We start from the raw sequence: 23,307 nt of genomic DNA, 5'->3' as shown, positions 1-23,307 counted from the left end.
CAAGTTGAAATGGACAAGTGGAGTGTTACGTTAAATTCAAAAAACAGATTTTCATGAGTAGAATTTTATCATTGTATGCTTTACTTGTTTTTTAGTAGTATTATTCTGCTTGAAAAAAGATAAACAATGGAACAAATGAAACTTGTATCTTGTCTATATATTGAAACCATAATAAAAGTGAGGGCAGTTTTTATGTTTATTCAAATAAGTTTGAGGTGTGGAAATGGAACAGACGTTTATTGAAAAGTGTAATCATGATGAGCTGGACTATGTTATAAAAGACTATTGGCAAGATGTATGGAATTATTCATTTATTATTACGAAAGATCCACACTTATCAGATGATATCACGCAAGATGTATTTATAAAGGTGTTTAAAAATTGGAATTCATTTCGAAAGGAGTCATCTATTAAAACGTGGATTTTAAAAATCACAAGAAATACGGCAATAAACTATTTGAAATCCTCCTATTTTAAAAGGATATCTTTAATAGGATTTTTTAGTGACGATAAGCAATCCCTGTCAGCAGAACAAGAATTTTTTAACCAAGAAGAGATGAATGAGGTGTGGAAGGTTGTATTAAAACTACCTAAAAAGCACCGTGAAATAATTATATTGGACGCAAAATATGAATTATCATATGAAGAAATGGCTGAAACATTAGGAGTATCCATTGGAACTGTAAAATCGAGATTAAGTAGAGCGAGAAGTAAGGTTTCAAAATTAATAGGGGAGGGTAGTAGTGATGAACAATAAACAAAATCCTGACTGGTATAGAAAAATAAAAAAAGGCCCAATGGAGAATCGTAAAGATGAAGAAGAATTTATTTCTAAAATAAAGCAATCGGTATATCAAAATAGTGAAGTGGATTCTGTAACAAATAAGAGACCATTTCGTAAAAAAGTATTGCCTGTTGTAGTTGTGTTGATTTGTACAATGTTATTTTTTATTGTTCAACAACCTTGGCCTGATGATAATAAATCACCAGTACAAAGTAGTACTCAAATTAAGCCTAAAACAAAAGATGAGTCTGCTCAAGATCCATCACTAAAACAATTTATGAATGAACTATATCAAAGTACGAACTCAAAAAATGAAAATGACTTGTACAAAGCGTTAAATGATGAAGTTCTATTTAAAGGGAAGAGTTATAAGAAGGATGAATTGAAGCTTGATGAAGATATTTTTCATGAGTTGCAAGTCGCCCTTGCAATGGGGGGAGAATTTGTAAATGATAAGAAGAAAGTTTACAAAGTGCCAAGTGGAATGACAGAAAGTAATCAATTAAAGCAAGAACACTTTATATATGCAACTGTTACTGGAAACAAAACGAAAATTTTAGCTGAACCAAACCGAGAATCAAAAGTTTTATATGAAGTATCTAATGAAATGGTAAAAGCTTGGATCCCGGAAAAAGTGCAGAATGATGGATATATAAAAATATCGACTATTAACGGTGATACTACTGGATATGTACAAAAAAAGTATATTTTAACTGATATTAAATATTCTTTCATGTTCGAAAAGAATCATGAAGGTATATGGGAAATAACGAATATAGAATCTATATGGTAAAAGAGGAAGGTTCACTTTAATGAACCTTCCTCTTTATCTTTATCCTTCTTTTGAAGTATATTCCAAGACTTTAAAACTTCTGATGTAACGAGAGCAGCGATGTTTTTTTCTGAATTACTACCAGGAATAACGACAGAAACGGCAATTTGTGGATCTTCGGTAGGAGCATATGCAATGAAAAGAGAATGATTTATCATTCTTTCTTGCTCATTCGGAAAACCTGTAATACCTGTTTTACCTGCGACGTCAAAGGGCAACTTTTTAATTTCCTCTATATTTTGACTCATTCCACCTTGTACGACACTCCAAAAGTTCATCGGGTAACGATTTGAACTTTCTAAAATTGGTTTAAACTTTTTTGTTTCCTTACCGTCCGGACTAATAATTGCACTTACAGTTTGAGGTTTATATTTATCACCTTTACTTGCCAAAGTTGCTGCATATTGAGCGAGTTGAAGAGGGGTATGAACTTCATTTCCTCCCCAAGAGGCGTTTAATAAAGCGGAGATTCCATTTTCAAACTTATTAGATGGATGGAATTCATATTGTCCGTCTTCTTCAAAGGGTAAATCAATCCCGGTTTTAGAACGTAGGCCGAATTGCATTAAATAATCTGTCCATATATGTGCCACTTTTTCTATATTCCCATTATTTTGGTTGAATAGGGGCAGAGCTACTTTTGCTGTCATAAATGTGTTAGATGAATTAATGATAGCCTGCCTCGGTGTAATCTCACCTGTTGGCGTTCCAGGTGCATTCGTAATGTTATTTTGATTATCATACTGAAAAGTCCCTTTATCTAAATAAGTATCTTCGGGTTGGAAAAGCTTTTCGTTTAATCCAATTAAAATAGTGAGTGGTTTTATAGTAGAAGCCATATTTACATAAGATTCACCATACTTTAATTTTTGAATTGCTTTATTTTGCGAAAGAGAGTTAATGTTTTCTTTTCTAGAAGATACACGTGTATTTAATATATTTGGATCAAAAACTGCCGTGTTGGCCATAGTTAAAATTGCGCCAGTTTTTGCATCGCTTACTACAGCATAACCAGCTTTAGCATCAGGTGTTTTCTTAATTTGAGATCTTAATGCTTCTTCTGCCTTTTGCTGCAACTCAGAGTCTAAAGCTAGCCGTACATCTTTACCTTTTTGTACTTTTTGAATATTCCATAAGAATTTTTTATTATTCAATTTAAAAATAAGAGTTTTACCTGGTTTTCCTTTTAAATCATTTTCATATTGCAGCTCAATCCCGCTTTTTCCAACAGCCTTATGCTTTGAATTAAGGTCATTTTCTACATACCCAATTACTTGTGAACCAATTTCGTGTTTAGGATAATATCGAATCCATTCATCTTTAATTATTACATTATTGGGTTTGTTTTTGTTTATGAATGCAAGTTCATTCTCAGTTATATCAGAGTATAACGGTATATCATTCATAGTCTGCTTTTTACAAGATTGTTGTAATTGAGATTTTATGTTCTCTGTAGAAATATCATGTTGAAACTGGCTTGAAAATTGATTAAAAAAAGCTAATGTGTTTGATGTATCTTGTTTCGATAGCTTTTCGTCATTAGAAGTGCAATATAGAGACTTAACTTTTTTATTTGTAGCTAGTATTACACCATTTTGATCAAAAATCTTTCCTCTTTCAGCTGAAGAAGTTGCGATAGTAATTGAAATGAAGTTGATTTTTAATAAAATTAGTAAAATCAAACCTACGATAGAAAAAACCGCAAAAAATCTCCATCTTTTTGTATGTAACATATAACCCTCCCTTATGTAGCCTATTTCATCTTATATTTAATTATTTTTTTTGTAAATGTGGAACAACTGTATTGTTTAGGTTGTCTATTAAGTATTACAGCATGAAGAAAGGAATAATTAGCATGAAAATTTACTAGCAAGTTTATATGTAAGTTTAATAAGAGTCATTATACAGTTTAGCACTTCTCATGCAAGTGGCAAAAAAATAGAGAGAAAACAGGAAGGGAGAGTTATTAATTCCGTAGCTAAACGAAAAGGAATGGTTGCTTACAAGGATTAAGCAAAAAATTGAGGCGATATTTATAACCGATTATCGGTATCTAATATAGAAGGAATGCTTTTAGTATTTGTAGCAATTTCTGAAAGGATTAAATGGAGGATTTATGAAAGAACAAAAAGGCAAGAAGCAGAAGACATATATATCTATTCGATTAAATATAATGTTCCTTTGCATATTTGTACTATTCTCAGCTATTATTATGCAGCTAGGAAAGGTACAAATCGTTGAGGGAGAGGCTTATAAGAACCAAGTGGAAAGTAGTCAAAATGCAATAACTAGTATTCCAGTTCCACGTGGACAAATTTTAGATCGAGAAGGGAAAACAGTTGTTAATAATAAATCTCTTCGCACAATTACGTATACAAGGGTGAAGGGAATTACGAGTGAAGATATTTTAAAAACAGCAAAAGACTTGGCGAAAGTACTTGAAATGCCTGAACAAGATATAAATAAATTAACAGATATCGATAAAAAAGATTTTTGGATGCAGTTGAATTCGAAACGTGCGGAGACAAAGATTACTAAGAAAGATATAGAAAAGTTTAAAGAAAAGGGTATAGAGGGAAAAGAGTTAGATAAAAAAATAGAAGACTTAAGACGAGGTCGTGTTACAGAGGTAGAATTAGCAGAATTAACAGCACAAGATTTAAAGGTGTTAGCTATTAAAAGTAAAATGAGTTCAGGTTATCAACTAACACCACAAATCATTAAAAAAGATGTAACAGATGAAGAGTATGCGCGGATAAGCGAAAATCTTGCGGATTTTCCAGGAGTAGATGCAACTGTTGATTGGGAACGTAATTATGTAAACGGTAATTTATTTCGTTCTGTATTAGGAAATATTACGAGTAGTGAAGAAGGATTACCGAAAGAAAATTTAGATTCTTATTTAGTACGTGGATATAACCGTAATGATCGTGTTGGAAAAAGTTATATTGAACAACGATATGAAGATGTATTACACGGCACAAAAGAAGAAGTGAAAAATATTACTGATAAATCAGGAAACATTGTTAGCACAGAAATAATCTCTAAAGGAAAAAGTGGTAATAGTTTAACATTAACGATTGATATGGAATTACAAAAGAAAGTGGAAGAAAGTATAGAGAAAAACTTGAGAGCTTTTAAGAGTTCAGAGCCACTGCTCGATCGAGCTTTTGTTGTCATGACGAATCCAAATAACGGACAAATTTTATCAATGGCAGGCAAAAAGATTGTAGAAAAAGAAGGGAAAATAGAGGTTGAGGATTTGGCATTAGGAAACATGACAACTTCGTATGAGCTAGGGTCAGCTGTAAAAGGTGCTACTTTATTAACTGGATATGAGACAGGCGCAATACATCCAGGAGATCAATTTTATGACGCGCCGATGAAATTTAAAGGTACACAAGCTAAGAAATCGTGGAATGTATCCGGATTTGGTAATATTAATGATTTACGGGCTTTACAAGTATCTTCGAATGTATACATGTTCCAGACAGCTTTAAAAATTGCGGGAGTTAATTACGTACCAAATGGCTCATTGGATATTAAACAAGGAGCATTTGATACGATGCGCTATTATTTCAAGCAATTTGGTTTAGGTGTCCCAACAGGTATTGATTTACCGAATGAAATAATTGGACAAACGAGAAAAGTAGATAGTCAACCTGGGTTTTTACTAGATTTTTCTATCGGTCAGTATGATACGTATACGCCGTTGCAATTAGCGCAATATATTTCAACGATTGCGAATGGTGGTTATAGAATGCAACCTCAAATTGTACAAGAAATACGAGAACAATCAATAAAAGAAGAGGTTGGCAAAGTTATACGTTCCATAGAGCCTGTCGTATTAAATCGAATTGATATGAAGAAAGAACATATTGATCGGATAAAAGAAGGGTTTAGATGGGTATTCCAAGAAGGTGATGGAACTGGCGTGAAATATTTCAAAAACGCGCCATATAAACCAGCAGGAAAGACAGGAACAGCCCAAACTGTATATGGTGGAGATGACCCGATTGGTAGAAATGCAAAAGGAGAACGTATGGAATGTTACAACTTAACGTTAGTTGGATATGCTCCATATGATAATCCAGAAGTAGCATTTTCTGTAGTAGTTCCATGGCTTCATGATGATAAAAATGGAATTAATTCTATAATTGGAAAGGAAGTTTTAGATGTATACTTTGATTTGAAACAGCAACGTATACATGGTGAAGCTACTAGTACAGGTAGTTCTAAGCAAAATTAGAGTACTTTTCTCAGGGAAAGACCCTGTTCATATAAAGCCATTTATAAGTAAAAAAATGAAATATGAAATAGGAGATAGAGGCGTCGTAGCTACTATCTCTTATTTTGTTAATAACTCTCATACTAGCTATAATTTTTTTAGTTTATGGAACAAATTTGGTTAGGTGATTGTCTATTATGTGTACGTATAAAAAGGTGCTAAAAATTTGGAAGGAATGATGATTTTGAAAAATAAGAGGATGCTAAAAATAGGAATATGCGTTGGTATATTAGGTTTAAGTATTACAAGCCTAGAAGCTTTTACAGGAGGGGCACTGCAAGTTGAAGCGAAAGAAAAGACTGGACAAGTGAAACATACAAATCAGGCGACGCATAAAGAGTTCTCTCAACTTGAGAAAAAATTTGATGCTCGGGTAGGTGTATATGCGATTGATACTGGTACAAATCAAACAATTTCTTATCGATCTAACGAAAGATTCGCCTTCGCATCAACCTACAAGGCTTTAGCAGCAGGAGTATTACTACAGCAAAACTCAATTGATACATTAAATGAAGTAATCACATTTACGAAAGAAGACTTAGTGGATTATTCACCTGTTACAGAGAAACATGTAGATACTGGAATGAAACTAGGAGAAATTGCTGAGGCTGCTGTTCGTTCAAGTGATAATACTGCAGGGAACATTTTATTTAATAAAATAGGCGGACCTAAAGGATATGAAAAAGCGCTTAGAAAGATGGGGGATCGGGTTACTATGTCTGATCGCTTTGAAACAGAATTAAACGAAGCTATTCCAGGAGACATTCGTGACACTAGTACAGCGAAAGCAATTGCTACGAATCTTAAAGCTTTTACGCTCGGAAATGCACTTCCAGCTGAAAAACGTAAAATTCTTACAGAGTGGATGAAAGGAAATGCTACAGGGGACAAACTTATTCGTGCAGGCGTACCAACTGACTGGGTAGTTGGAGATAAATCAGGTGCTGGCAGTTACGGGACAAGAAATGATATTGCTATCGTTTGGCCTCCAAATAGAGCACCAATTATCATCGCAATTTTATCTAGTAAAGATGAGAAAGAGGCTACCTATGATAATCAACTCATTGCAGAGGCAACGGAAGTTATAGTTAAGGCTCTTAAGTAATAATCTTTCAATTCTTTATGTAATATAATTAAAAATAAGAACTTGGAAAGCGATTCTTTTTAATGTGAAAAGAATCGCTTTTTTTATAAGCATGTAAACTATTTATACCTATTTATACCTATGTATTATAAAGATATAATTAATGTAGAAAAGAGGGTGAATAGCTATGGAGAATGACAATCAAGTCTTTGGGAGAACAGATTGTCTTGTTTTGAGAAGGTTTAGTATGGATGACACTAACTACTTTCATTTTTATCGTTCTAATCCAGAAGTGGCTAAATTTCAGTCATGGGTTAATTATCAATATCATGAGGCTAAAACGTTTGTAAATGAACAAGTTAAAAATAATCCTAATCTACCAGGTACTTGGTTCCAGTTCGCAATTGCTTTAACTGAAAATAACAAAATAATTGGAGATTGTGCACTTCACACACTTGTAAATGAACCTCGCATCGTAGAAATCGGATTTACTCTTTCTCCAGAATATCAGGGAAAAGGCTATGCAACTGAAGCTGTTTGTGCCTTATTGAGTTACATATTTCATTCATTAGGAAAACATAAGGTGATTGCATTTTCGGACGTTCGAAATAATAAGTCTATTTCTGTACTAGAACGAGTGGGGATGAGGAGAGAAGGTCATTTATTGCAGAATTACATGCTAAAAGGCCAGTGGATTGATGAATATCAATATTCAATATTGAAGTCTGAATGGAAGGACGCTACATAATTATAAAATTTAGAAACAATGAAGGAACTTATTCATGAAATTGATGAAAATGCCTTTGTCAATGTATATGATGTTGCGGAAGTACAAGGCGGAAACTTTAAAAAGCATGATATCCATTAAGGGTATTAACTAACTTAAATATTTTATACATAGTTGATTATTGAAAAAGATAAAAACCTCACCACATATAGATATACAACTGATATGTACTAAGTTGTATAACTGCAAGGTACATAGAACTAAAACTAAGATATTCATACGAACTCAAAAAGCTGAAATTCCTTAACTTGGGAATTTCGGCTTTAATGTTATATGATAGAGTTACGATTAGAACAGAACCGGGCATGTTTACTTCAACAGAGTGATATAAGTTCTTCAGTTCCTAAAATTAGAAACTTGTACTTGATTATCGTAGTTAAATCGATTTCACTTTAAAAGAGAACCGTTAGATAAAAAGAATAATCTATTGAAATGTTTTTGAGAATTGTAGTATTGATGAAGATTTTAGGAGGGAATATGAGCAAGAAGATTAAAAGAAGTATATTACTTATTGCTACATTAGTAGGTTGTAGTATCTTTTTATTTTTACAGAACAATTTAATAAGTATAACTGAGATTAAAATAACCTCTAGTAAAATACCATCCTCTTTTAAAGGGTATAAAATTCTACAAATTTCAGACTTACACAATAAAAAATTTGGCGATAATCAAGATGTGTTAATTCAAAAAATGAAAAGTATAGACCCAGATATTATTGCAATTACGGGTGATTTAATTGACAGTAAATCATACGATGCAGAAGTTAGTATGCAATTAATACGAGAAATGGTAAAGAAGTATCCTGTATATTTTGTGACAGGAAACCATGAACAATGGTCTGGAAAGTATAACAGTTTAGAAAAAGAGTTGAAGAAATATGGTGTCAATGTTTTAAGGAATGAACATGTAGTCATTCGAAAGGGTGAGCAAGAGATAAACTTGCTAGGTATTGATGATCCAGAGTTTGGTACTGGAAACCGTGATGAAGGAAATATTATAATAGATGAAATTAAAAAAGCAAAAATTGAAATGCAGCCAGATAGATATAATGTATTATTATCCCACAGGCCTGAATTTATAAAGGAATATACGAATGAGCGGTTGGATTTGGTTTTATCGGGACATGCTCATGGAGGGCAAGTTAGATTGCCATTTATCGGTGGATTAGTTGCTCCAAATCAAGGTGTTTTACCTAAATATACAGCGGGTTTATATGTAGAACAAAATACATCAATGGTAGTGAGTAGAGGATTAGGAAATAGTATCATTCCGCAAAGGATTTTGAATAGGCCAGAAATTGTAGTCGTGCAGCTAAATTAAGCTGTACGATTTTTTTTATACAAAAATGAGTAAAGGGGCTTTCTGTATTTTGCAGGAGTAAACATTACAATTTTGTTAAAAATTTTCTACGTTACATAAAGTAACAAAATTTGACCCTCAGTGTTTGTTATAGTGTAAATAATCAAAAAACTTAAAATTTGTCGAGTGAAAATTGTGATAAGTAATTCATATAAAAAACTTAAAGGGGTGTACACATGCATAAAGAATATGAAATTGAAGAATACACGGCGATTGAGGAACAAATCCATTATTATTGTAAATGTTTATTAGTAAGTCATCCTGATCAAATAATAAAGTATTTAGAAAAAAGGTTAGAAAAATATGCAGAAACATTACAATATGCACATTTATATCCTGACACAGTTATTTTACCGTTACAGCAATTAGTTATCGAATATTCTTTAGACGTTGCTAGAATTCGGAAGTATATGAATTTAAAAACGTAAAGTGAAATTTATAGTTTAAATGAAACAGAGTCGACTTTAGGAAATGAAATTCTAATGTCGACTCTGTTTCATTGTTTAATATCGGTGATTGAACATACATACTAATCAACGAAGTTTGACATATAATTAAGCAAGAGTAAAATAAAAGTGAGTACTCACTCATTTTTATTAGAAAAGGAGGATGAAACGTGCAACAACCTTCAATTATTTTACGGACTGTATCAAAAAGTTTTGGAAAAAAAGAAGTGTTACACAATCTTTCATTGCAAGTTGAAAAAGCAGAGATTTTTGGTTTTGTTGGACCTTCTGGATCGGGTAAAACAACGCTCATTAAAATGATTGCAGGTATTAATGAGGCAACGAAAGGTGAAGTGCTTGTTAATAATACTAATATGCCTAATTTAAATGAGATGAAACGAATTGGTTATATGGCCCAGGCGGATGCATTATACGAAGAATTATCAGCATATGAAAATGCAGATTTTATAGCAACGATGTATGGACTAAAGGGAAAACGTAAAAAGACAAGAATTGCAGAGGTTTTTGAACTTGTACAATTGTCACAGTATATGAAAAAGCAAGTACAACAATTTTCAGGTGGAATGAAAAAACGCTTATCATTAGCAATAGCGCTCCTTCACGAACCAGAAATATTAATTTTAGATGAGCCTACAGTGGGGATAGATCCGCTTCTTAGAAAAACGATTTGGGAAAAATTTTATGATCTTAAAAAGAAAGGCACAACGATTATTGTAACGACGCACATTATGGATGAAGCTGAATTTTGTGAGCGTCTAGGGTTAATTAGAGAAGGGAAACTAGTTGCGGTTGGAACAACTGAAGAATTGAAAAAACGCGTGTCATCTGGACGGATTGAAGATGTCTTTTTGCTAGAAGAGGTAGTGCCATCATGAGAGTTACTGGTGTAATCATACGTATTATTCGTCAATTTTTTCGAGATAAGCGTTCGTTAGCAATGATGTTTGGAGCACCGATGTTATTACTTTGGCTTTTGTCACTAGTGTTTACACAGAAAGACTATATACCGCAAATTGCTGTTGTTGATATGCCCGCTCAAATAGTAAAAGTGATGAAAAATCAAGAAGCGTCAATTTATGAATACAGTAAGGAAAAGGCGATTTCTGAGTTGGAAAAACAAAAGGTAGATGCAGTATTTCGAATAGAGAATGGAAAAATGAAACTTCTGTTGGAAGGTAGTGATTCGTCAAAAAATCGTGCTGTACTTCAAGTATTGCAAAAAAGCACAGAGAAGAATGATGTATCGATTATGAAACCTGAAGTAAATTATTTACATGGCTCTAAAGACTTTACGATGTTTGATGGGCTTGGTCCTGTATTAATTGGTTTCTTTACATTTTTCTTTGTATTTATATTATCAGGTGTATCTTTCGTAAGAGAACGTTTAAGTGGTACGCTAGAAAGGTTATTATCCACCCCAGTAAGAAGATGGGAAATAGTCGCAGGTTATATTATTGGTTTTGGAATCTTTGCCTTTATACAATCCATTATTATCGTAAGTTTTTCCGTTTATATTTTAGATTTATACGTAGCTGGCTCCATATGGCTAACGTTACTTATTACATGTATGCTCTCTTTAACTGCACTAACATTAGGTACGTTTTTATCGGCATACGCAAATAATGAGTTTCAAATGATTCAATTTATACCGCTTGTTATTGTGCCACAAATCTTCTTTTCTGGATTGTTTCCAATGGAATCTATGAACAAGTGGCTACAAATGTTAGGGAAAGTATTTCCACTCACATACGGCGCTGACGCAATGAGACAAGTGATGATTCGGAATCAAGGGTTTACAGAGATTGTATTAGATCTTACTGTATTATTACTTTTTTCACTATTATTTGCAGTAGGAAATGTATTTGCTTTAAAGAAACATCGCAAAATATAATAATGACAAAAAGGAGCTTTATAAATGCAGAAGGATTGGCTGGAGGAATTAATAGCTGCAACTAATACGGATAAACGAAATGAACGTCAAATGCGAATATTAGAGGCGGCTGTTGATATGTTTGGAGAAAAAGGATACGCTTCAACTTCAACAAGTGAAATTGCAAAGCGTGCTGGTGTAGCGGAAGGAACCATCTTCCGCTACTATAAAACAAAAAAAGATTTATTACTAGCGGTCGTAATGCCAACTTTAACTAAGTTCGCTGCACCATTTTTCGTACAAACCTTTGCAAAAGAAATATTTAAATCGGATTATGAATCATACGAAGGACTTTTAAGGGTTGTAATTCATAATAGGTTTAAATTTGCTCAAAAACACTTTCCTATGATAAAAATATTAATTCAAGAGGTGCCATTCCAACCAGAACTGAAAAATGAAATACAGCAATTAGTAGAAACAGAACTGTTTTCACATTTCAAAAAGTTGATTGTGAAATTTCAAGAAGAAGGGGAAATTATTGAGATACCACCATCTTCCGTACTACGTCTTACTTTATCAGCTGTATTAGGTTTATTATTAACACGATTTTTATTATTGCCTGAAGAAAAATGGAATGATGAAGCGGAAATTGAAAATACGATTCAATTTATATTGTATGGATTAACTCCACGATTTTAATCGTTGAAGTGTGAAATACATACATTACTTTTTAGTAAAAATAAATCGCCTTTAAAAAGGCGATTTATTTTCATTATATATTTTTGATAAATAAGTACTTGTTTACTAAAAACATTCTAAATCAGCGTGTTTCTTTGTCTCTTCTTCTAAGACCTAATAATCCTGCTAGTCCTAATAAACCAAGCCAAGCCCAATTATTATTTTTATCACGATTATCATTTAAATCATTTGTTGTATTTACATTTCGAGTTCTTACATCATTATTAACTCTGTCTAAGTTATTGTCATTTACTCGAGTTGAAATATCAGTGTTATTAACTCTATTCATATTATTTCCATCGTATTCAGCTTGCGTAGATGTACCTAAAAACATAATAGATAGTGCTAAAACACTTAAAATAGATGATAATTTCTTTTTCATAACAATCCCTCCTTTCTTAATCATTAATTTCTCCGAAGCATGTGTGTATTATTCATTTCACAATATCTAAACCCTCATTAATAGGGCGCACATTTATAGAAAATAGAGTTGAATGATTGTTAATATATCATTGGATATATATTTCTCATAAAAATAACTGAATCAAACTTTGCTTAAAATGTTAATCTTAGTACAATTTATATTATACGGGCTAGCAATAAGGAGGTAATAAGATGCGACAATTTGCAAAACCTACAATCGTCGTAAGTAAGTGTTTAGAATTTGATGCTTGTCGTTATAATGGAGAGATGATTCCAGATGTAACAATACGAAATTTGCAGCCATTTGTTACATTTATACCTGTTTGTCCAGAAGTGGAGATTGGATTGGGGACTCCTCGTGAAACGATACGAATTGTAGAAGAAAATGGTGAGAATAGACTTGTGCAAACGTCGACACGAGAAGATGTAACTGAAAAAATGGAGCAGTTTTCAAATGACTTTTTACAAACGATACCGGATGTGGATGGTTTTATTTTAAAGAATCGTTCACCAAGTTGTGGTACGCGTGATGTGAAAATTTATTCTGGTTTTGAAAAAGCGCCAGCAAAGGGAAAAGGAGCTGGCTTATTTGGCGGAGCAGTAGTAAAAAAATTTTCGCATCTTCCTATTGAAGAGGAAGGTAGATTGTCGAATTTTATTATTAGAGAGCATTTCTTTACAAGGTTATTTACAATCGCATATTACAAAATGATTAAACACAATAAAAATATGAAAGAACTTGTATCGTTTCAGTCGGACAATAAATATTTATTTATGGCATATAATCAGGTGAAACAAAAGGAATTAGGGCGTATAATTGCAAATCACAAAAATGAAAAGATTGAAGTGGTATTTGAAAACTATGAGAAGACTTTATATGAATTATTTATGCGTGCGCCCCGTTATACATCGAATGTAAATGTATGCGAGCACATTTTTGGATATTTTAAAACAAAGTTAAAAAAACAAGAAAAAGATCATTTTATAGAACTGTTACAAAAGTATGCAGAAAAGAAAATACCACTTAGTAGTTTACTTACAATATTAAAATCATGGGCTATTCGATTTGATGAAAAGTATTTATTAAGACAAACGTATTTCGAACCATACCCTGAAGCATTAGTAGAAATTTCTGATTCGGGAAAAGGTAGAGATTATTAAACAATAAATTACATAATTCGACACAAAATCTCCTATGTTGTTGTAGAACAATGTAGGAATTTTTTTGTGCATTAGTACAGAATCTGTTTTAAAATTAAGTTATGACAGAATTGTAGCAATTGTCTAACTAATATTCTTGTCTTTTAAGTTGTTATGTTTGTAGTAGAAACTCGCACGCTGTCGAAACTCAATATTCGATAAGGGGTGTGTAGCGGAATGGAATTTACTCTAACTCGCGAAAAACAAATGATTAAAGAAATGGTACGTGACTTTGCTGAAAAGGAAATCGCACCGAAAGCTGTATATTATGACAAAACTGCAGAGTTTCCATATGAAACATTTCAAAAAATGGGCGAACTAGGATTATTAGGCATCCCATTCCCAGAAGAGTATGGAGGTTCAGGTGGCGATACGGTATCGTATGCGTTAGCAGTTGAAGAAATTGGTCGCGCTTGTGGTGGCACCGGTTTAAGCTATGCTGCAACAATTTCATTAGGTGCTTCTCCAATTTATTATTTCGGTACAGAAGAACAAAAACAAAAGTATTTAGTTCCAATGGCGTCAGGTAAAACATTAGGTGCCTTCGGATTAACGGAGCCGAATGCTGGATCAGATGCAGGTGGTACTCAAACGAAAGCGGTATTAGATGGTGATGAGTATGTAATCAGTGGTGAGAAGTGTTGGATTACAAACGCAGAGTATGCAAATACAATTATTGTAACCGCTGTCAACGGTATTGAAGAGAATGGTAGAAAACGTATTTCTGCATTTATCGTGCCTACTACGAGTGAAGGATTAACGATTTCAAGTCCTTACGATAAGATGGGTGTTCGCGCTTCTAATACTTGTGAAATCGTACTTGATGGCGTTCGTGTACCGAAAGAAAATATTCTTGGTGATGTAAATAAAGGCTTTAAACAATTTTTATATACACTTGATGGAGGGCGTATTTCAATCGCAGCATTGGCAGTTGGTATTGCGCAATCAGCCTTTGAACGTGCATTACAATATGCGAAAGAACGTCAACAATTTGGAAAGTCAATCTCTAATTTCCAAGCGATTCAATTTAAATTAGCTGATATGGCGACTGAAGTAGAGCTAGCACGCAATTTAGTACATAAAGCAGCTTGGTTAAAAGATAACGATAAACCTTTCGGCAAAGAAGCGGCAATGGCAAAACTATTTGCATCGGAAGCAGCAAGCCGTATTGCGAATCAAGCAGTACAGATTCATGGTGGATATGGTTATATGCGTGAATATGAAGTTGAACGACATATTCGTGATGCGAAACTATTAGAAATTGGTGAAGGAACTTCTGAAATTCAACGTCTCGTAATTGCTAGACATTTAGGATGTAGATAAAAGGGAGGAATCACTATGTTTCAAAAAATATTAATTGCGAATCGCGGGGAAATCGCTGTTCGTATTATGAAAACTTGTCAAAAACTTGGCATTCGCACTGTTGCTATTTATTCTGAAGCAGATGAAAATGCCCTTCATGTGAAAATGGCAAATGAAGCTTACTTAGTAGGTGGACCGCGTGTTCAAGAAAGCTATTTAAACCTTGAAAAAATTATTGAAATAGCTAAGAAGACAAATGCAGAAGCCATTCATCCAGGTTATGGTTTATTATCAGAGAATCCGTCTTTTCCGGTTCGCTGCAAAGAAGAAGGAATCGTATTTATCGGTCCTTCAGAAGAAATCATTACGAAGATGGGAAGTAAAATTGAATCACGTATCGCAATGCAAGCAGCAGATGTCCCAGTAGTCCCAGGTATTACTACAAATATTGAAACTGCTGAAGAAGCAATTGAAATTGCAAAACAAATTGGTTATCCATTAATGCTTAAGGCATCCGCAGGCGGCGGAGGCATTGGTATGCAGTTGATGGAAACTGAGCAAACGCTCAACAAAGCGTTTGAAAGTAATAAAACAAGAGCGCAAAACTTCTTCGGTAACGGAGAAATGTATTTAGAGCGATATATAGCAGATGCGCATCATATTGAAATTCAGCTTTTAGCAGATACACATGGTAACACAGTGTATTTATGGGAGCGTGAATGTTCGGTACAGCGCCGAAATCAAAAAGTAATCGAAGAAGCACCTTCACCATTTTTAGATGAAGGTACACGAAAGGCGATGGGAGAAGTTGCTGTACAAGCTGCCAAAGCACTTGGCTATACAAATGCAGGTACAGTTGAGTTTCTTGTAGATAATCAGAAAAATTTCTATTTCTTAGAAATGAATACGAGATTACAAGTAGAGCATCCAGTGACAGAAGAAATTACGGGATTAGACCTTGTAGAACAGCAACTCCTTATCGCAAGTGGAGAGAAACTATCATTTACTCAGGATGATGTAAAACGTAGTGGTCATGCCATTGAAGCTCGTATTTATGCAGAGGATCCGAAAACATTCTTCCCGTCACCTGGGAAAATTACAGATTTAACATTACCGTCAAATGTACGAATTGATCACTTCTTAGAAAATCATGTAACGATTACACCTTTCTATGATCCAATGATTGCGAAAGTCATTGCACATGGCGAGACTCGTGAAGAAGCAATTTCGAAATTACATGATGCTCTAGAAGAATTAAAAGTAGAAGGTATTAAAACGAACACGCCAATGCTACTGCAAGTTTTGGAAGACGAAGTGTTCAAAGCGGGTATTTATACAACGGGTTTTGTAACGAAACAACTCGTTAAAAAATAAGATCTAACAATATTAAGGGGGAAAAAATGATGACGAAAGTATACGCATCGATGGCAGGAAACGTTTGGAAGATTGTTGTAGGAGTAGGAGATACAGTAGAGGAAGAGCAGGATGTCGTCATTTTAGAATCTATGAAAATGGAAATTCCAATCATTTCAGAAGAAGCCGGCACAGTTATGAAAATTAATGTGCAAGAAGGCGATTTTGTAAATGAAGGAGATGTATTATTAGAAATTGAATAGGGAGATATAGGGGGAAGCGAATTGAAACTACCTAATTTTGCTGTCATTAAAGAAGTAGGACCACGTGATGGTTTACAAAATGAAAAAAAGATTGTTGGCACAAAAGATAAAGTAAAATGGATTCAACTACTTACAGAAGCAGGATTGTCGTATGTTGAAGTTTCCTCATTCGTTCACCCAAAATGGGTCCCAGCATTAGCGGATGCAAATGATGTGTTTTCTGAGCTGAAAAGGGATCCAAATGTTACATATGCTGCGCTTGTTCCGAACCAAAATGGTTTGGAACGAGCTTTTTTGCAAAATGTAGATGAGGTGAATGTTTTTTTATCAGCAAGTGAATCTCATAATAAAAGTAATATTAATAAATCGATTAAAGAAGCGTTAGTAGTAATCGAAGATATAACAAAACAGGCATTATTCGAAGGGAAAAAGGTAAGAGGTTATGTTTCTACTGTATTTGGATGTCCTTATGAAGGGGATATAAGTGTCACAGCAGTTGACGAATTATGTAATCAACTATTTTCATACGGCATTTATGAAGTTTCTCTTGGGGATACAATCGGTGTAGCGAATCCATTACAAGTAGAACAAGTATTAGAACATCTATTAAAGAAGTATGATGCTTCGCAGTTTGCCATGCATTTTCATAATACGTATGGAATGGCTCTAGCAAATGTAGTTAAATCATTAGAATACGGTATTACAACATTTGATAGTTCTTGTGGTGGACTCGGGGGCTGCCCTTATGCACCAGGAGCATCAGGTAATGTTGCTACTGATGACCTAGTACATATGCTCCATAAATTAGGAGTTCAAACGAATATAGACGAAGAAAAGTTATTGCGAGCTAGTCAATTTATTCAAAGTAAGCTAAATATCCAATTACCGAGTCATGTGTATAGAGCGCTTCAACATAAAACGATAAGTAGGTGAGAAGATGCTACAATTACAAAACATTTCAGTTGATTATGTAACACCTCACGTTGTAAAGATTTCGTTATATCGTGAAAGACAAGCAAACTCATTATCTTTAGCGTTATTAGAAGAGTTACAAAACATATTAACTCAAATAAGTGAAGAGTCCAATACGCGTGTAGTTATTCTAACAGGTGCTGGTGAAAAAGCATTTTGTGCTGGTGCTGATTTAAAAGAACGTGCTGGTATGAATGAGGAACAAGTTCGCCATGCTGTTAGTATGATTCGCACGACTATGGAGATGGTTGAACAATTACCACAGCCAGTTATTGCTGCTATAAATGGAATCGCACTTGGTGGTGGTACGGAATTAAGTTTAGCTTGTGATTTTAGAATTGCTGCTGAATCTGCAAGTCTTGGTCTTACTGAAACGACACTTGCAATTATACCAGGAGCGGGTGGTACACAGCGCTTACCGAGATTAATTGGTGTTGGTAGAGCGAAAGAATTAATTTATACAGGTAGACGTATTTCAGCGCAAGAAGCAAAAGAATATGGTTTAGTAGAATTTGTTGTACCAGCTAATTTACTTGAAGAGAAAGCGATTGAAATAGCAGAGAAAATTGCTAGTAATGGACCTATTGCTGTTCGATTAGCAAAAGAGGCAATTTCAAATGGTATTCAAGTTGATTTACATACCGGATTACAAATGGAAAAACAAGCGTATGAAGGTGTAATCCATACGAAAGATAGATTAGAAGGATTACAAGCATTTAAGGAAAAACGCACACCAACGTATAAGGGGGAGTAAATATGTTAGATCAAAAACAACAATCTAATTCATTTGAAGAACGAGTTGAAACGATTAAACAAGGCGGCGCACCAAAGTATCATGAACAAAATAAAGCAAAAGGAAAATTATTTGTTCGAGATCGTTTAGCGCTTCTATTTGATAATGGCGAATATGTAGAAGATGCATTATTTGCTAACTGTGAACAAACAGGCTTACCTGCGGACGGCGTTGTAACGGCAACGGGTAAAATACATGGTCGTACTGCATGTGTAATGGCCAATGATTCTACTGTAAAAGCTGGATCATGGGGATCACGCACAGTTGAAAAGATTTTACGTATTCAAGAAACAGCTGAAAAACTACGTGTTCCGTTATTTTATTTAGTCGACTCTGCTGGAGCGCGCATTACAGATCAAGTAGAAATGTTCCCAGGGCGCCGTGGTGCAGGAAGAATCTTCTATAATCAAGTGAAATTATCAGGTAAAGTTCCTCAAGTATGCTTATTATTTGGACCTTCTGCAGCTGGTGGTGCCTATATTCCAGCCTTTTGCGACGTTGTAATGATGGTAGAAGGAAATGCATCTATGTATTTAGGATCTCCTCGTATGGCTGAGATGGTTATCGGTGAGAAGGTAACTTTAGAAGAGATGGGCGGAGCTCGTATGCATTGCTCTGTATCAGGATGCGGAGATGTTTTATGCAAGACAGAAGAAGATGCGATTACACAAGCAAGACAATACATTTCATATTTTCCAAATAACTACTTAGAAAAGACTCCATTGGTTACACCTCAAGAACCGAAACAATTCGATAAAACGTTAGAACAAATCATTCCAGAAAATCAAAATGCTCCTTTCAATATGAAAGATCTCATTAATAGAGTTATTGATGAAGGTTCATTCTATGAAGTGAAAAAATTATTTGCTCAAGAGCTAATTACAGGCTTAGCACGTATTGATGGTAAGCCTGTTGGTATTATTGCAAATCAGCCGCGTATGAAGGGCGGCGTATTATTCCATGATTCAGCTGATAAAGCTGCTAAGTTTATTAATTTATGTGATGCATATCATATTCCATTATTATTCCTTGCGGATGTACCAGGATTTATGATTGGAACAAAAGTAGAGCGTGCTGGTATTATTCGCCATGGTGCAAAAATGATTTCTGCAATGAGTGAAGCAACTGTACCGAAGATTTCTATCGTTGTTCGTAAAGCATATGGTGCTGGTTTATATGCGATGGCAGGTCCAGCATTTGAACCAGATTGTTGCCTGGCATTACCGACAGCCTCTATTGCGGTAATGGGTCCAGAAGCTGCGGTTAATGCTGTATATGCAAATAAAATTGCAGCTTTACCAGAAGAAGAGCGTGCTAGCTTCATTGCTGAAAAACGTGAAGAGTATAAGAAAGATATTGATATTTATCATTTAGCATCAGAGATGGTGATTGATGGTATTGTTCATCCAAACAATTTACGTGAAGAATTAAAAGGACGTTTCGAAATGTATATGAGTAAATATCAAGTATTCACGGATCGTAAACATCCTGTATATCCAGTTTAAAAGCCCTATTTAGGGCTTTCTTGCTCAAAAAGTTAAGGAGGGGAAAACATTGAAACAAGCAGTTTGGTTTCCAACAGAAGAGTACAAGGAAAAAACACGTTTATATGGTTGGATGAAATCATTGGGATATGAAGATTATGGAACTTTTTATAATAAATCTATCGAGGAAACAGCTTGGTTTTGGGGAGAGGCAGAAAAGGCAGTAGGCTATCAATGGATGAAACCTTATACAGACGTGTTAGATTTAGAAAATGGTACACCGTTTGCACAGTGGTATAATGGCGGAACATGTAACGTTGTAGAATCAGCTTTATCCCGCTGGCTTGCGGATGAAGACACGAGAATACAGCCAGCACTTCAGTACGAAGGGGAAAATGGAACTTCAAAATCATTTACATATGAAGAGCTTGACAACTGGGTAAGTCGTGTTGCAAATGGTTTGAAACACGCGGGTATTGAGAAAGGTGACCGTGTAACAATTTATATGCCGATGATTCCAGAAACAGTTGTTGCGATGCTAGCTGTAATGAAAATCGGAGCAATTATTTCACCAATATTCTCAGGCTTTGCGTCTGATGCAGTCATGACACGTGTGCAAGCGGCAGGTTCAAAAATGATTATTACCGCAGATGGATTTTCACGCCGCGGTAAAATTGTTTCTTTAAAAGATGAAGTAGATAAAGCTTGTGAGTATTGCCCAACTGTTGAACAAGTTGTTATCGTTCGTCATGCAGGAAATGATTTTACACCACATAACTATGATTTTTCGTGGAGTACGCTAGAAAAAGAAAAACCATTCATACATGCCGAGGAAATGCAAAGTGATGATCCATTAATGCTCATTTATACATCAGGAACGACTGGTAAGCCGAAAGGAACAGTACACACGCATGCAGGATTTCCTTTGAAAGCAGCTTTTGATGCAGGATTTGGAATGAATATTAAACAAGGTGATCGTGTATTATGGGTAACTGATATGGGCTGGATGATGGGGCCGTTTCTATTATTCGGTTCACTCATTAATGGAGCAACGATGGTTATGTACGAAGGTGTTCCAGACTTCCCAGAAGCAGACCGGTTATGGGAGACAGTTGATAAATATGAGATTACTCATCTAGGTATTTCGCCAACGTTAATCCGAGCATTGATGGCAAAAGGTGATGAGTATGTCAATAAACATTCTTTAAAGAGTTTGGAAGTATTCGCATCAACAGGAGAACCTTGGAATCCTGATCCATGGATGTGGCTGTTTGAAACAGTTGGAAAAGGAAATGTCCCAATCTGTAACTACTCAGGTGGAACTGAAATCTCTGGTGGGATTTTCGGTAATGTTCTTATTAAGCCAATAGCACCGATTAGTTTTAACGCATCTTTACCAGGAATGGCAGCTGTCGTACTGGATGATCAAGGTAAACCAATTCGAGATGAAGTCGGAGAATTATGCTTAGAGAAACCTTGGGTAGGTATGACGAAAAGCTTCTGGGAAGATGATGAACGTTACGTAAACACATATTGGTCGCGTTTTGAAAATAAATGGGTCCACGGTGACTGGGTCATTTACGATGGTGAACAATATATCATCACAGGGCGTTCAGACGATACGTTAAATATTGCAGGTAAACGTATTGGACCTGCTGAATATGAATCTATTCTTGTGAAACATAACGATGTAATCGAAGCTGCTGCAATTGGTGTACCTGACGAAGTAAAAGGTGAAGTTTGTCATTGTTTTGTAGTGTTAAGAGATCATGTAACATTCACAGGAGAATTAAAGAAAGAATTAATGAGTTTAGTAAACTCTCATATTGGAAAAGCGTTGTGTCCTAAAGACATCCACGTTGTAGAAGATTTACCGAAAACACGTAATTCTAAAGTAATGCGCCGTGTTATTAAAGCAGCTTACTTAGGAAAAGAATTAGGTGATTTATCATCGCTTGTAAATCCTGAGGTAGTTCCGTTTATTCAGGGGTTACAGTCTAGTAAATTATAAAGTTAGAAAGGATCTCTATATAAATAGAGATCCTTTTTTTTATGTTTATAAAAAGAAAAGAAGTGAATTTGATGAAGAAGAAAAATTTTACTATTAGTGTTAAGTATGTTTTTTAGTTTTAATCAAAATACGATATTATGGAATGTCTATTCAATGTAGAAATACTAATTTACAACAACAAGGTGATGACAAAGCGTGACTGCTTATATGTCTGTTTAAACCTTTACGTGTTAATATATAAAAAGCTGACTATAAGCAGTCAGCTTTTTATATATTACATTCTAGTATTTGCCGGGCAGTAATGCCCCCATCTAAAAATTCAGCAAAAGCAAGGAAGTAGGTGAGGGATCAACTTTCCGGAAAAGTCCGATTGGTTCCAAAAGACATATTCTTTCCTTTACGTTGACATTAAAAATATTACCAATTTTTTCTTTTACAATGGCAACAAATAAAGAAACATTTACAACGACACTTATTTCGTTTAGAACTCCAATCATCATCACGATGACACTTTTCTTTAGATTTCCACCAATCATCATTACAATGTTTTTCCTGAGAACTCCAATCGTCATCACAATGACACTTTTCTTTAGATTTCCACCAATCATCATTACAATGCTTTTTCTGAGAACTCCAATTATCATCACAACAATGCTTTTTCTGAGAACTCCAGCAATCATTTTTCCAGGACATTTATTTCTACCTCCTTTCAATAGTGTTCATATTATTCTATGTTTTAATAAAAAAATGGCTTGTTTATTAACCTACTATTTTATCTTTATATGATAGAGTGTCTTCTACTCGATATAGAATTCATACAAACTATGCTAATTTTTAAGAGAAAGTGGAGAGAACTACTACTAGTTATGGTATTTTTCAATAAACACTTGTTGAAGAAAATGTTCTGATTACAAATAATATCTTATTTTCGAGTACGCTTTTTAAATGTATATTTCACAATGAAAAATGGGAAATCCACAAATAAAGTCTATGTATATGTGAGTTAATGGGGATGGTCTGGCCCCATTTGGTGAGACAAAGAAAAAACACCTAGATAACATGTTTCCTATAAGCTATAGGTGACATATTATCTAATTTCCTCTGAATCCGTTCATTATTATAGTAGTGGATGTATTCATCCACAGTTTGTATTATACTAGCATTATTCGATTGTTTTATATTTTGTGCATAGAATCCTTCGGATTTCAAATGAGAATGAAAGGATTCTATGAGGGCATTATCATGGCAGTTTCCTGTACGAGACATGCTTGTGATAATGCCTTTTTCTTTGGCATAT

At 34.5% G+C, this 23,307-nt stretch carries 22 protein-coding genes and 1 pseudogene; 19 read left to right on the top strand and 4 right to left on the bottom strand.

Annotated features, from left to right (window positions below; all coding sequences use genetic code 11):
* Positions 1–223: 223 nt before the first annotated feature.
* Both ACUN13_RS11800 and ACUN13_RS11795 read left to right on the top strand, forming a co-directional pair.
* Positions 224–757 (top strand): RNA polymerase sigma factor, encoded by a 534-nt coding sequence (locus ACUN13_RS11800; protein ID WP_000438330.1) that lies wholly within the window; start codon positions 224–226, stop codon positions 755–757.
* Positions 747–1,577, top strand: a complete 831-nt coding sequence (locus tag ACUN13_RS11795) for a hypothetical protein (protein ID WP_025689279.1) — start codon at positions 747–749, stop codon at positions 1,575–1,577. The genes ACUN13_RS11800 and ACUN13_RS11795 overlap by 11 nt, the downstream gene beginning before the upstream one ends.
* Positions 1,578–1,588: 11 nt before the next feature.
* On the opposite strand, the gene ACUN13_RS11790 is transcribed toward ACUN13_RS11795, so the two are convergent.
* Complete coding sequence (locus ACUN13_RS11790) at positions 1,589–3,349, bottom strand: peptidoglycan D,D-transpeptidase FtsI family protein (protein ID WP_025689281.1); 1,761 nt, start codon at positions 3,347–3,349, stop codon at positions 1,589–1,591.
* 383 nt (positions 3,350–3,732) lie between these two features.
* Between ACUN13_RS11790 and ACUN13_RS11785 the strand changes: the two genes are divergently transcribed.
* From ACUN13_RS11785 to ACUN13_RS11745, 9 genes and pseudogenes are all read left to right on the top strand, one after another.
* Positions 3,733–5,865, top strand: coding sequence for a peptidoglycan D,D-transpeptidase FtsI family protein (locus ACUN13_RS11785; RefSeq protein WP_048656287.1), 2,133 nt, complete (start codon positions 3,733–3,735; stop codon positions 5,863–5,865).
* Between the two features lie 217 nt (positions 5,866–6,082).
* A complete protein-coding gene (bla, locus tag ACUN13_RS11780; protein WP_025689286.1) occupies positions 6,083–7,009 on the top strand; it encodes a class A beta-lactamase Bla1 in 927 nt (308 codons plus the stop codon).
* Positions 7,010–7,175: 166 nt separating this feature from the next.
* Entirely contained in the window at positions 7,176–7,736 is a 561-nt protein-coding gene (locus ACUN13_RS11775) for a GNAT family N-acetyltransferase (protein ID WP_025689288.1), read from the top strand.
* Positions 7,737–7,754: 18 nt separating this feature from the next.
* A pseudogene (locus tag ACUN13_RS11770) lies at positions 7,755–7,856 on the top strand (DUF2179 domain-containing protein); the annotation flags it as partial.
* A gap of 396 nt (positions 7,857–8,252) precedes the next feature.
* Positions 8,253–9,095, top strand: a complete 843-nt coding sequence (locus tag ACUN13_RS11765; protein ID WP_025689289.1) for a metallophosphoesterase — start codon at positions 8,253–8,255, stop codon at positions 9,093–9,095.
* A 215-nt stretch (positions 9,096–9,310) separates the two neighbouring features.
* Positions 9,311–9,562, top strand: coding sequence for a hypothetical protein (locus ACUN13_RS11760; RefSeq protein ID WP_000548621.1), 252 nt, complete (start codon positions 9,311–9,313; stop codon positions 9,560–9,562).
* A gap of 188 nt (positions 9,563–9,750) precedes the next feature.
* Positions 9,751–10,476, top strand: coding sequence for an ABC transporter ATP-binding protein (locus tag ACUN13_RS11755; protein WP_001187071.1), 726 nt, complete (start codon positions 9,751–9,753; stop codon positions 10,474–10,476).
* Positions 10,473–11,492: an ABC transporter permease gene (locus ACUN13_RS11750; RefSeq protein ID WP_025689303.1), complete on the top strand. Its 1,020-nt coding sequence runs from the start codon at positions 10,473–10,475 to the stop codon at positions 11,490–11,492. Before ACUN13_RS11755 ends, ACUN13_RS11750 begins: the two co-directional genes overlap by 4 nt.
* A 24-nt stretch (positions 11,493–11,516) precedes the next feature.
* Positions 11,517–12,170, top strand: a complete 654-nt coding sequence (locus ACUN13_RS11745; protein ID WP_001168184.1) for a TetR/AcrR family transcriptional regulator — start codon at positions 11,517–11,519, stop codon at positions 12,168–12,170.
* Between the two features lie 121 nt (positions 12,171–12,291).
* On the opposite strand, the gene ACUN13_RS11740 is transcribed toward ACUN13_RS11745, so the two are convergent.
* Entirely contained in the window at positions 12,292–12,591 is a 300-nt protein-coding gene (locus ACUN13_RS11740; protein WP_000728157.1) for a WGxxGxxG family protein, read from the bottom strand.
* 233 nt (positions 12,592–12,824) lie between these two features.
* Between ACUN13_RS11740 and ACUN13_RS11735 the strand changes: the two genes are divergently transcribed.
* From ACUN13_RS11735 to ACUN13_RS11700, 8 genes are all read left to right on the top strand, one after another.
* Positions 12,825–13,793, top strand: coding sequence for a YbgA family protein (locus ACUN13_RS11735; protein WP_088344632.1), 969 nt, complete (start codon positions 12,825–12,827; stop codon positions 13,791–13,793).
* A 216-nt stretch (positions 13,794–14,009) separates the two neighbouring features.
* Entirely contained in the window at positions 14,010–15,155 is a 1,146-nt protein-coding gene (locus tag ACUN13_RS11730) for an acyl-CoA dehydrogenase (RefSeq protein ID WP_000397279.1), read from the top strand.
* Between the two features lie 15 nt (positions 15,156–15,170).
* Positions 15,171–16,508 carry an acetyl-CoA carboxylase biotin carboxylase subunit gene (locus ACUN13_RS11725; RefSeq protein ID WP_445423786.1) on the top strand — a complete coding sequence of 446 codons (1,338 nt, stop codon included), beginning with the start codon at positions 15,171–15,173 and terminating at the stop codon, positions 16,506–16,508.
* 26 nt (positions 16,509–16,534) lie between these two features.
* A complete protein-coding gene (locus ACUN13_RS11720; RefSeq protein WP_001987345.1) occupies positions 16,535–16,750 on the top strand; it encodes an acetyl-CoA carboxylase biotin carboxyl carrier protein subunit in 216 nt (71 codons plus the stop codon).
* A gap of 21 nt (positions 16,751–16,771) precedes the next feature.
* On the top strand, positions 16,772–17,683 hold the full coding sequence (gene mvaB, locus ACUN13_RS11715) for a hydroxymethylglutaryl-CoA lyase (RefSeq protein WP_000775436.1): 912 nt from the start codon (positions 16,772–16,774) through the stop codon (positions 17,681–17,683).
* 4 nt (positions 17,684–17,687) lie between these two features.
* Complete coding sequence (locus ACUN13_RS11710) at positions 17,688–18,476, top strand: enoyl-CoA hydratase (RefSeq protein ID WP_000939818.1); 789 nt, start codon at positions 17,688–17,690, stop codon at positions 18,474–18,476.
* A gap of 2 nt (positions 18,477–18,478) precedes the next feature.
* Positions 18,479–20,020 carry an acyl-CoA carboxylase subunit beta gene (locus ACUN13_RS11705; protein WP_000886744.1) on the top strand — a complete coding sequence of 514 codons (1,542 nt, stop codon included), beginning with the start codon at positions 18,479–18,481 and terminating at the stop codon, positions 20,018–20,020.
* 49 nt (positions 20,021–20,069) lie between these two features.
* Positions 20,070–22,010, top strand: coding sequence for an AMP-binding protein (locus tag ACUN13_RS11700; RefSeq protein WP_025689312.1), 1,941 nt, complete (start codon positions 20,070–20,072; stop codon positions 22,008–22,010).
* 311 nt (positions 22,011–22,321) lie between these two features.
* Here the strand turns inward: ACUN13_RS11700 and ACUN13_RS11695 are convergent, their stop codons facing one another.
* Positions 22,322–22,723 (bottom strand): hypothetical protein, encoded by a 402-nt coding sequence (locus ACUN13_RS11695; protein WP_445423785.1) that lies wholly within the window; start codon positions 22,721–22,723, stop codon positions 22,322–22,324.
* A gap of 337 nt (positions 22,724–23,060) precedes the next feature.
* On the bottom strand, positions 23,061–23,307 hold a 247-nt coding region (locus ACUN13_RS11690), incomplete at its 5' end, for an IS3 family transposase (protein WP_445423784.1).

This window comes from Bacillus cereus group sp. Bce041 (assembly GCF_052646455.1).
This window is presented reverse-complemented; position numbering and strand designations above follow the sequence as displayed.

What these genes read in the sequence shown, in the direction of transcription:
- ACUN13_RS11800 (WP_000438330.1), top strand. Translation starts at nt 224, where the DNA reads ATGGAACAGACGTTTATTGAAAAGTGTAATCATGATGAGCTGGACTAT.
- ACUN13_RS11795 (WP_025689279.1), top strand. Translation starts at nt 747, where the DNA reads ATGAACAATAAACAAAATCCTGACTGGTATAGAAAAATAAAAAAAGGC.
- ACUN13_RS11790 (WP_025689281.1), bottom strand. Translation starts at nt 3,349, where the DNA reads ATGTTACATACAAAAAGATGGAGATTTTTTGCGGTTTTTTCTATCGTA.
- ACUN13_RS11785 (WP_048656287.1), top strand. Translation starts at nt 3,733, where the DNA reads ATGAAAGAACAAAAAGGCAAGAAGCAGAAGACATATATATCTATTCGA.
- bla (WP_025689286.1), top strand. Translation starts at nt 6,083, where the DNA reads ATGATTTTGAAAAATAAGAGGATGCTAAAAATAGGAATATGCGTTGGT.
- ACUN13_RS11775 (WP_025689288.1), top strand. Translation starts at nt 7,176, where the DNA reads ATGGAGAATGACAATCAAGTCTTTGGGAGAACAGATTGTCTTGTTTTG.
- ACUN13_RS11765 (WP_025689289.1), top strand. Translation starts at nt 8,253, where the DNA reads ATGAGCAAGAAGATTAAAAGAAGTATATTACTTATTGCTACATTAGTA.
- ACUN13_RS11760 (WP_000548621.1), top strand. Translation starts at nt 9,311, where the DNA reads ATGCATAAAGAATATGAAATTGAAGAATACACGGCGATTGAGGAACAA.
- ACUN13_RS11750 (WP_025689303.1), top strand. Translation starts at nt 10,473, where the DNA reads ATGAGAGTTACTGGTGTAATCATACGTATTATTCGTCAATTTTTTCGA.
- ACUN13_RS11745 (WP_001168184.1), top strand. Translation starts at nt 11,517, where the DNA reads ATGCAGAAGGATTGGCTGGAGGAATTAATAGCTGCAACTAATACGGAT.
- ACUN13_RS11740 (WP_000728157.1), bottom strand. Translation starts at nt 12,591, where the DNA reads ATGAAAAAGAAATTATCATCTATTTTAAGTGTTTTAGCACTATCTATT.
- ACUN13_RS11735 (WP_088344632.1), top strand. Translation starts at nt 12,825, where the DNA reads ATGCGACAATTTGCAAAACCTACAATCGTCGTAAGTAAGTGTTTAGAA.
- ACUN13_RS11730 (WP_000397279.1), top strand. Translation starts at nt 14,010, where the DNA reads ATGGAATTTACTCTAACTCGCGAAAAACAAATGATTAAAGAAATGGTA.
- ACUN13_RS11725 (WP_445423786.1), top strand. Translation starts at nt 15,171, where the DNA reads ATGTTTCAAAAAATATTAATTGCGAATCGCGGGGAAATCGCTGTTCGT.
- ACUN13_RS11720 (WP_001987345.1), top strand. Translation starts at nt 16,535, where the DNA reads ATGATGACGAAAGTATACGCATCGATGGCAGGAAACGTTTGGAAGATT.
- ACUN13_RS11710 (WP_000939818.1), top strand. Translation starts at nt 17,688, where the DNA reads ATGCTACAATTACAAAACATTTCAGTTGATTATGTAACACCTCACGTT.
- ACUN13_RS11705 (WP_000886744.1), top strand. Translation starts at nt 18,479, where the DNA reads ATGTTAGATCAAAAACAACAATCTAATTCATTTGAAGAACGAGTTGAA.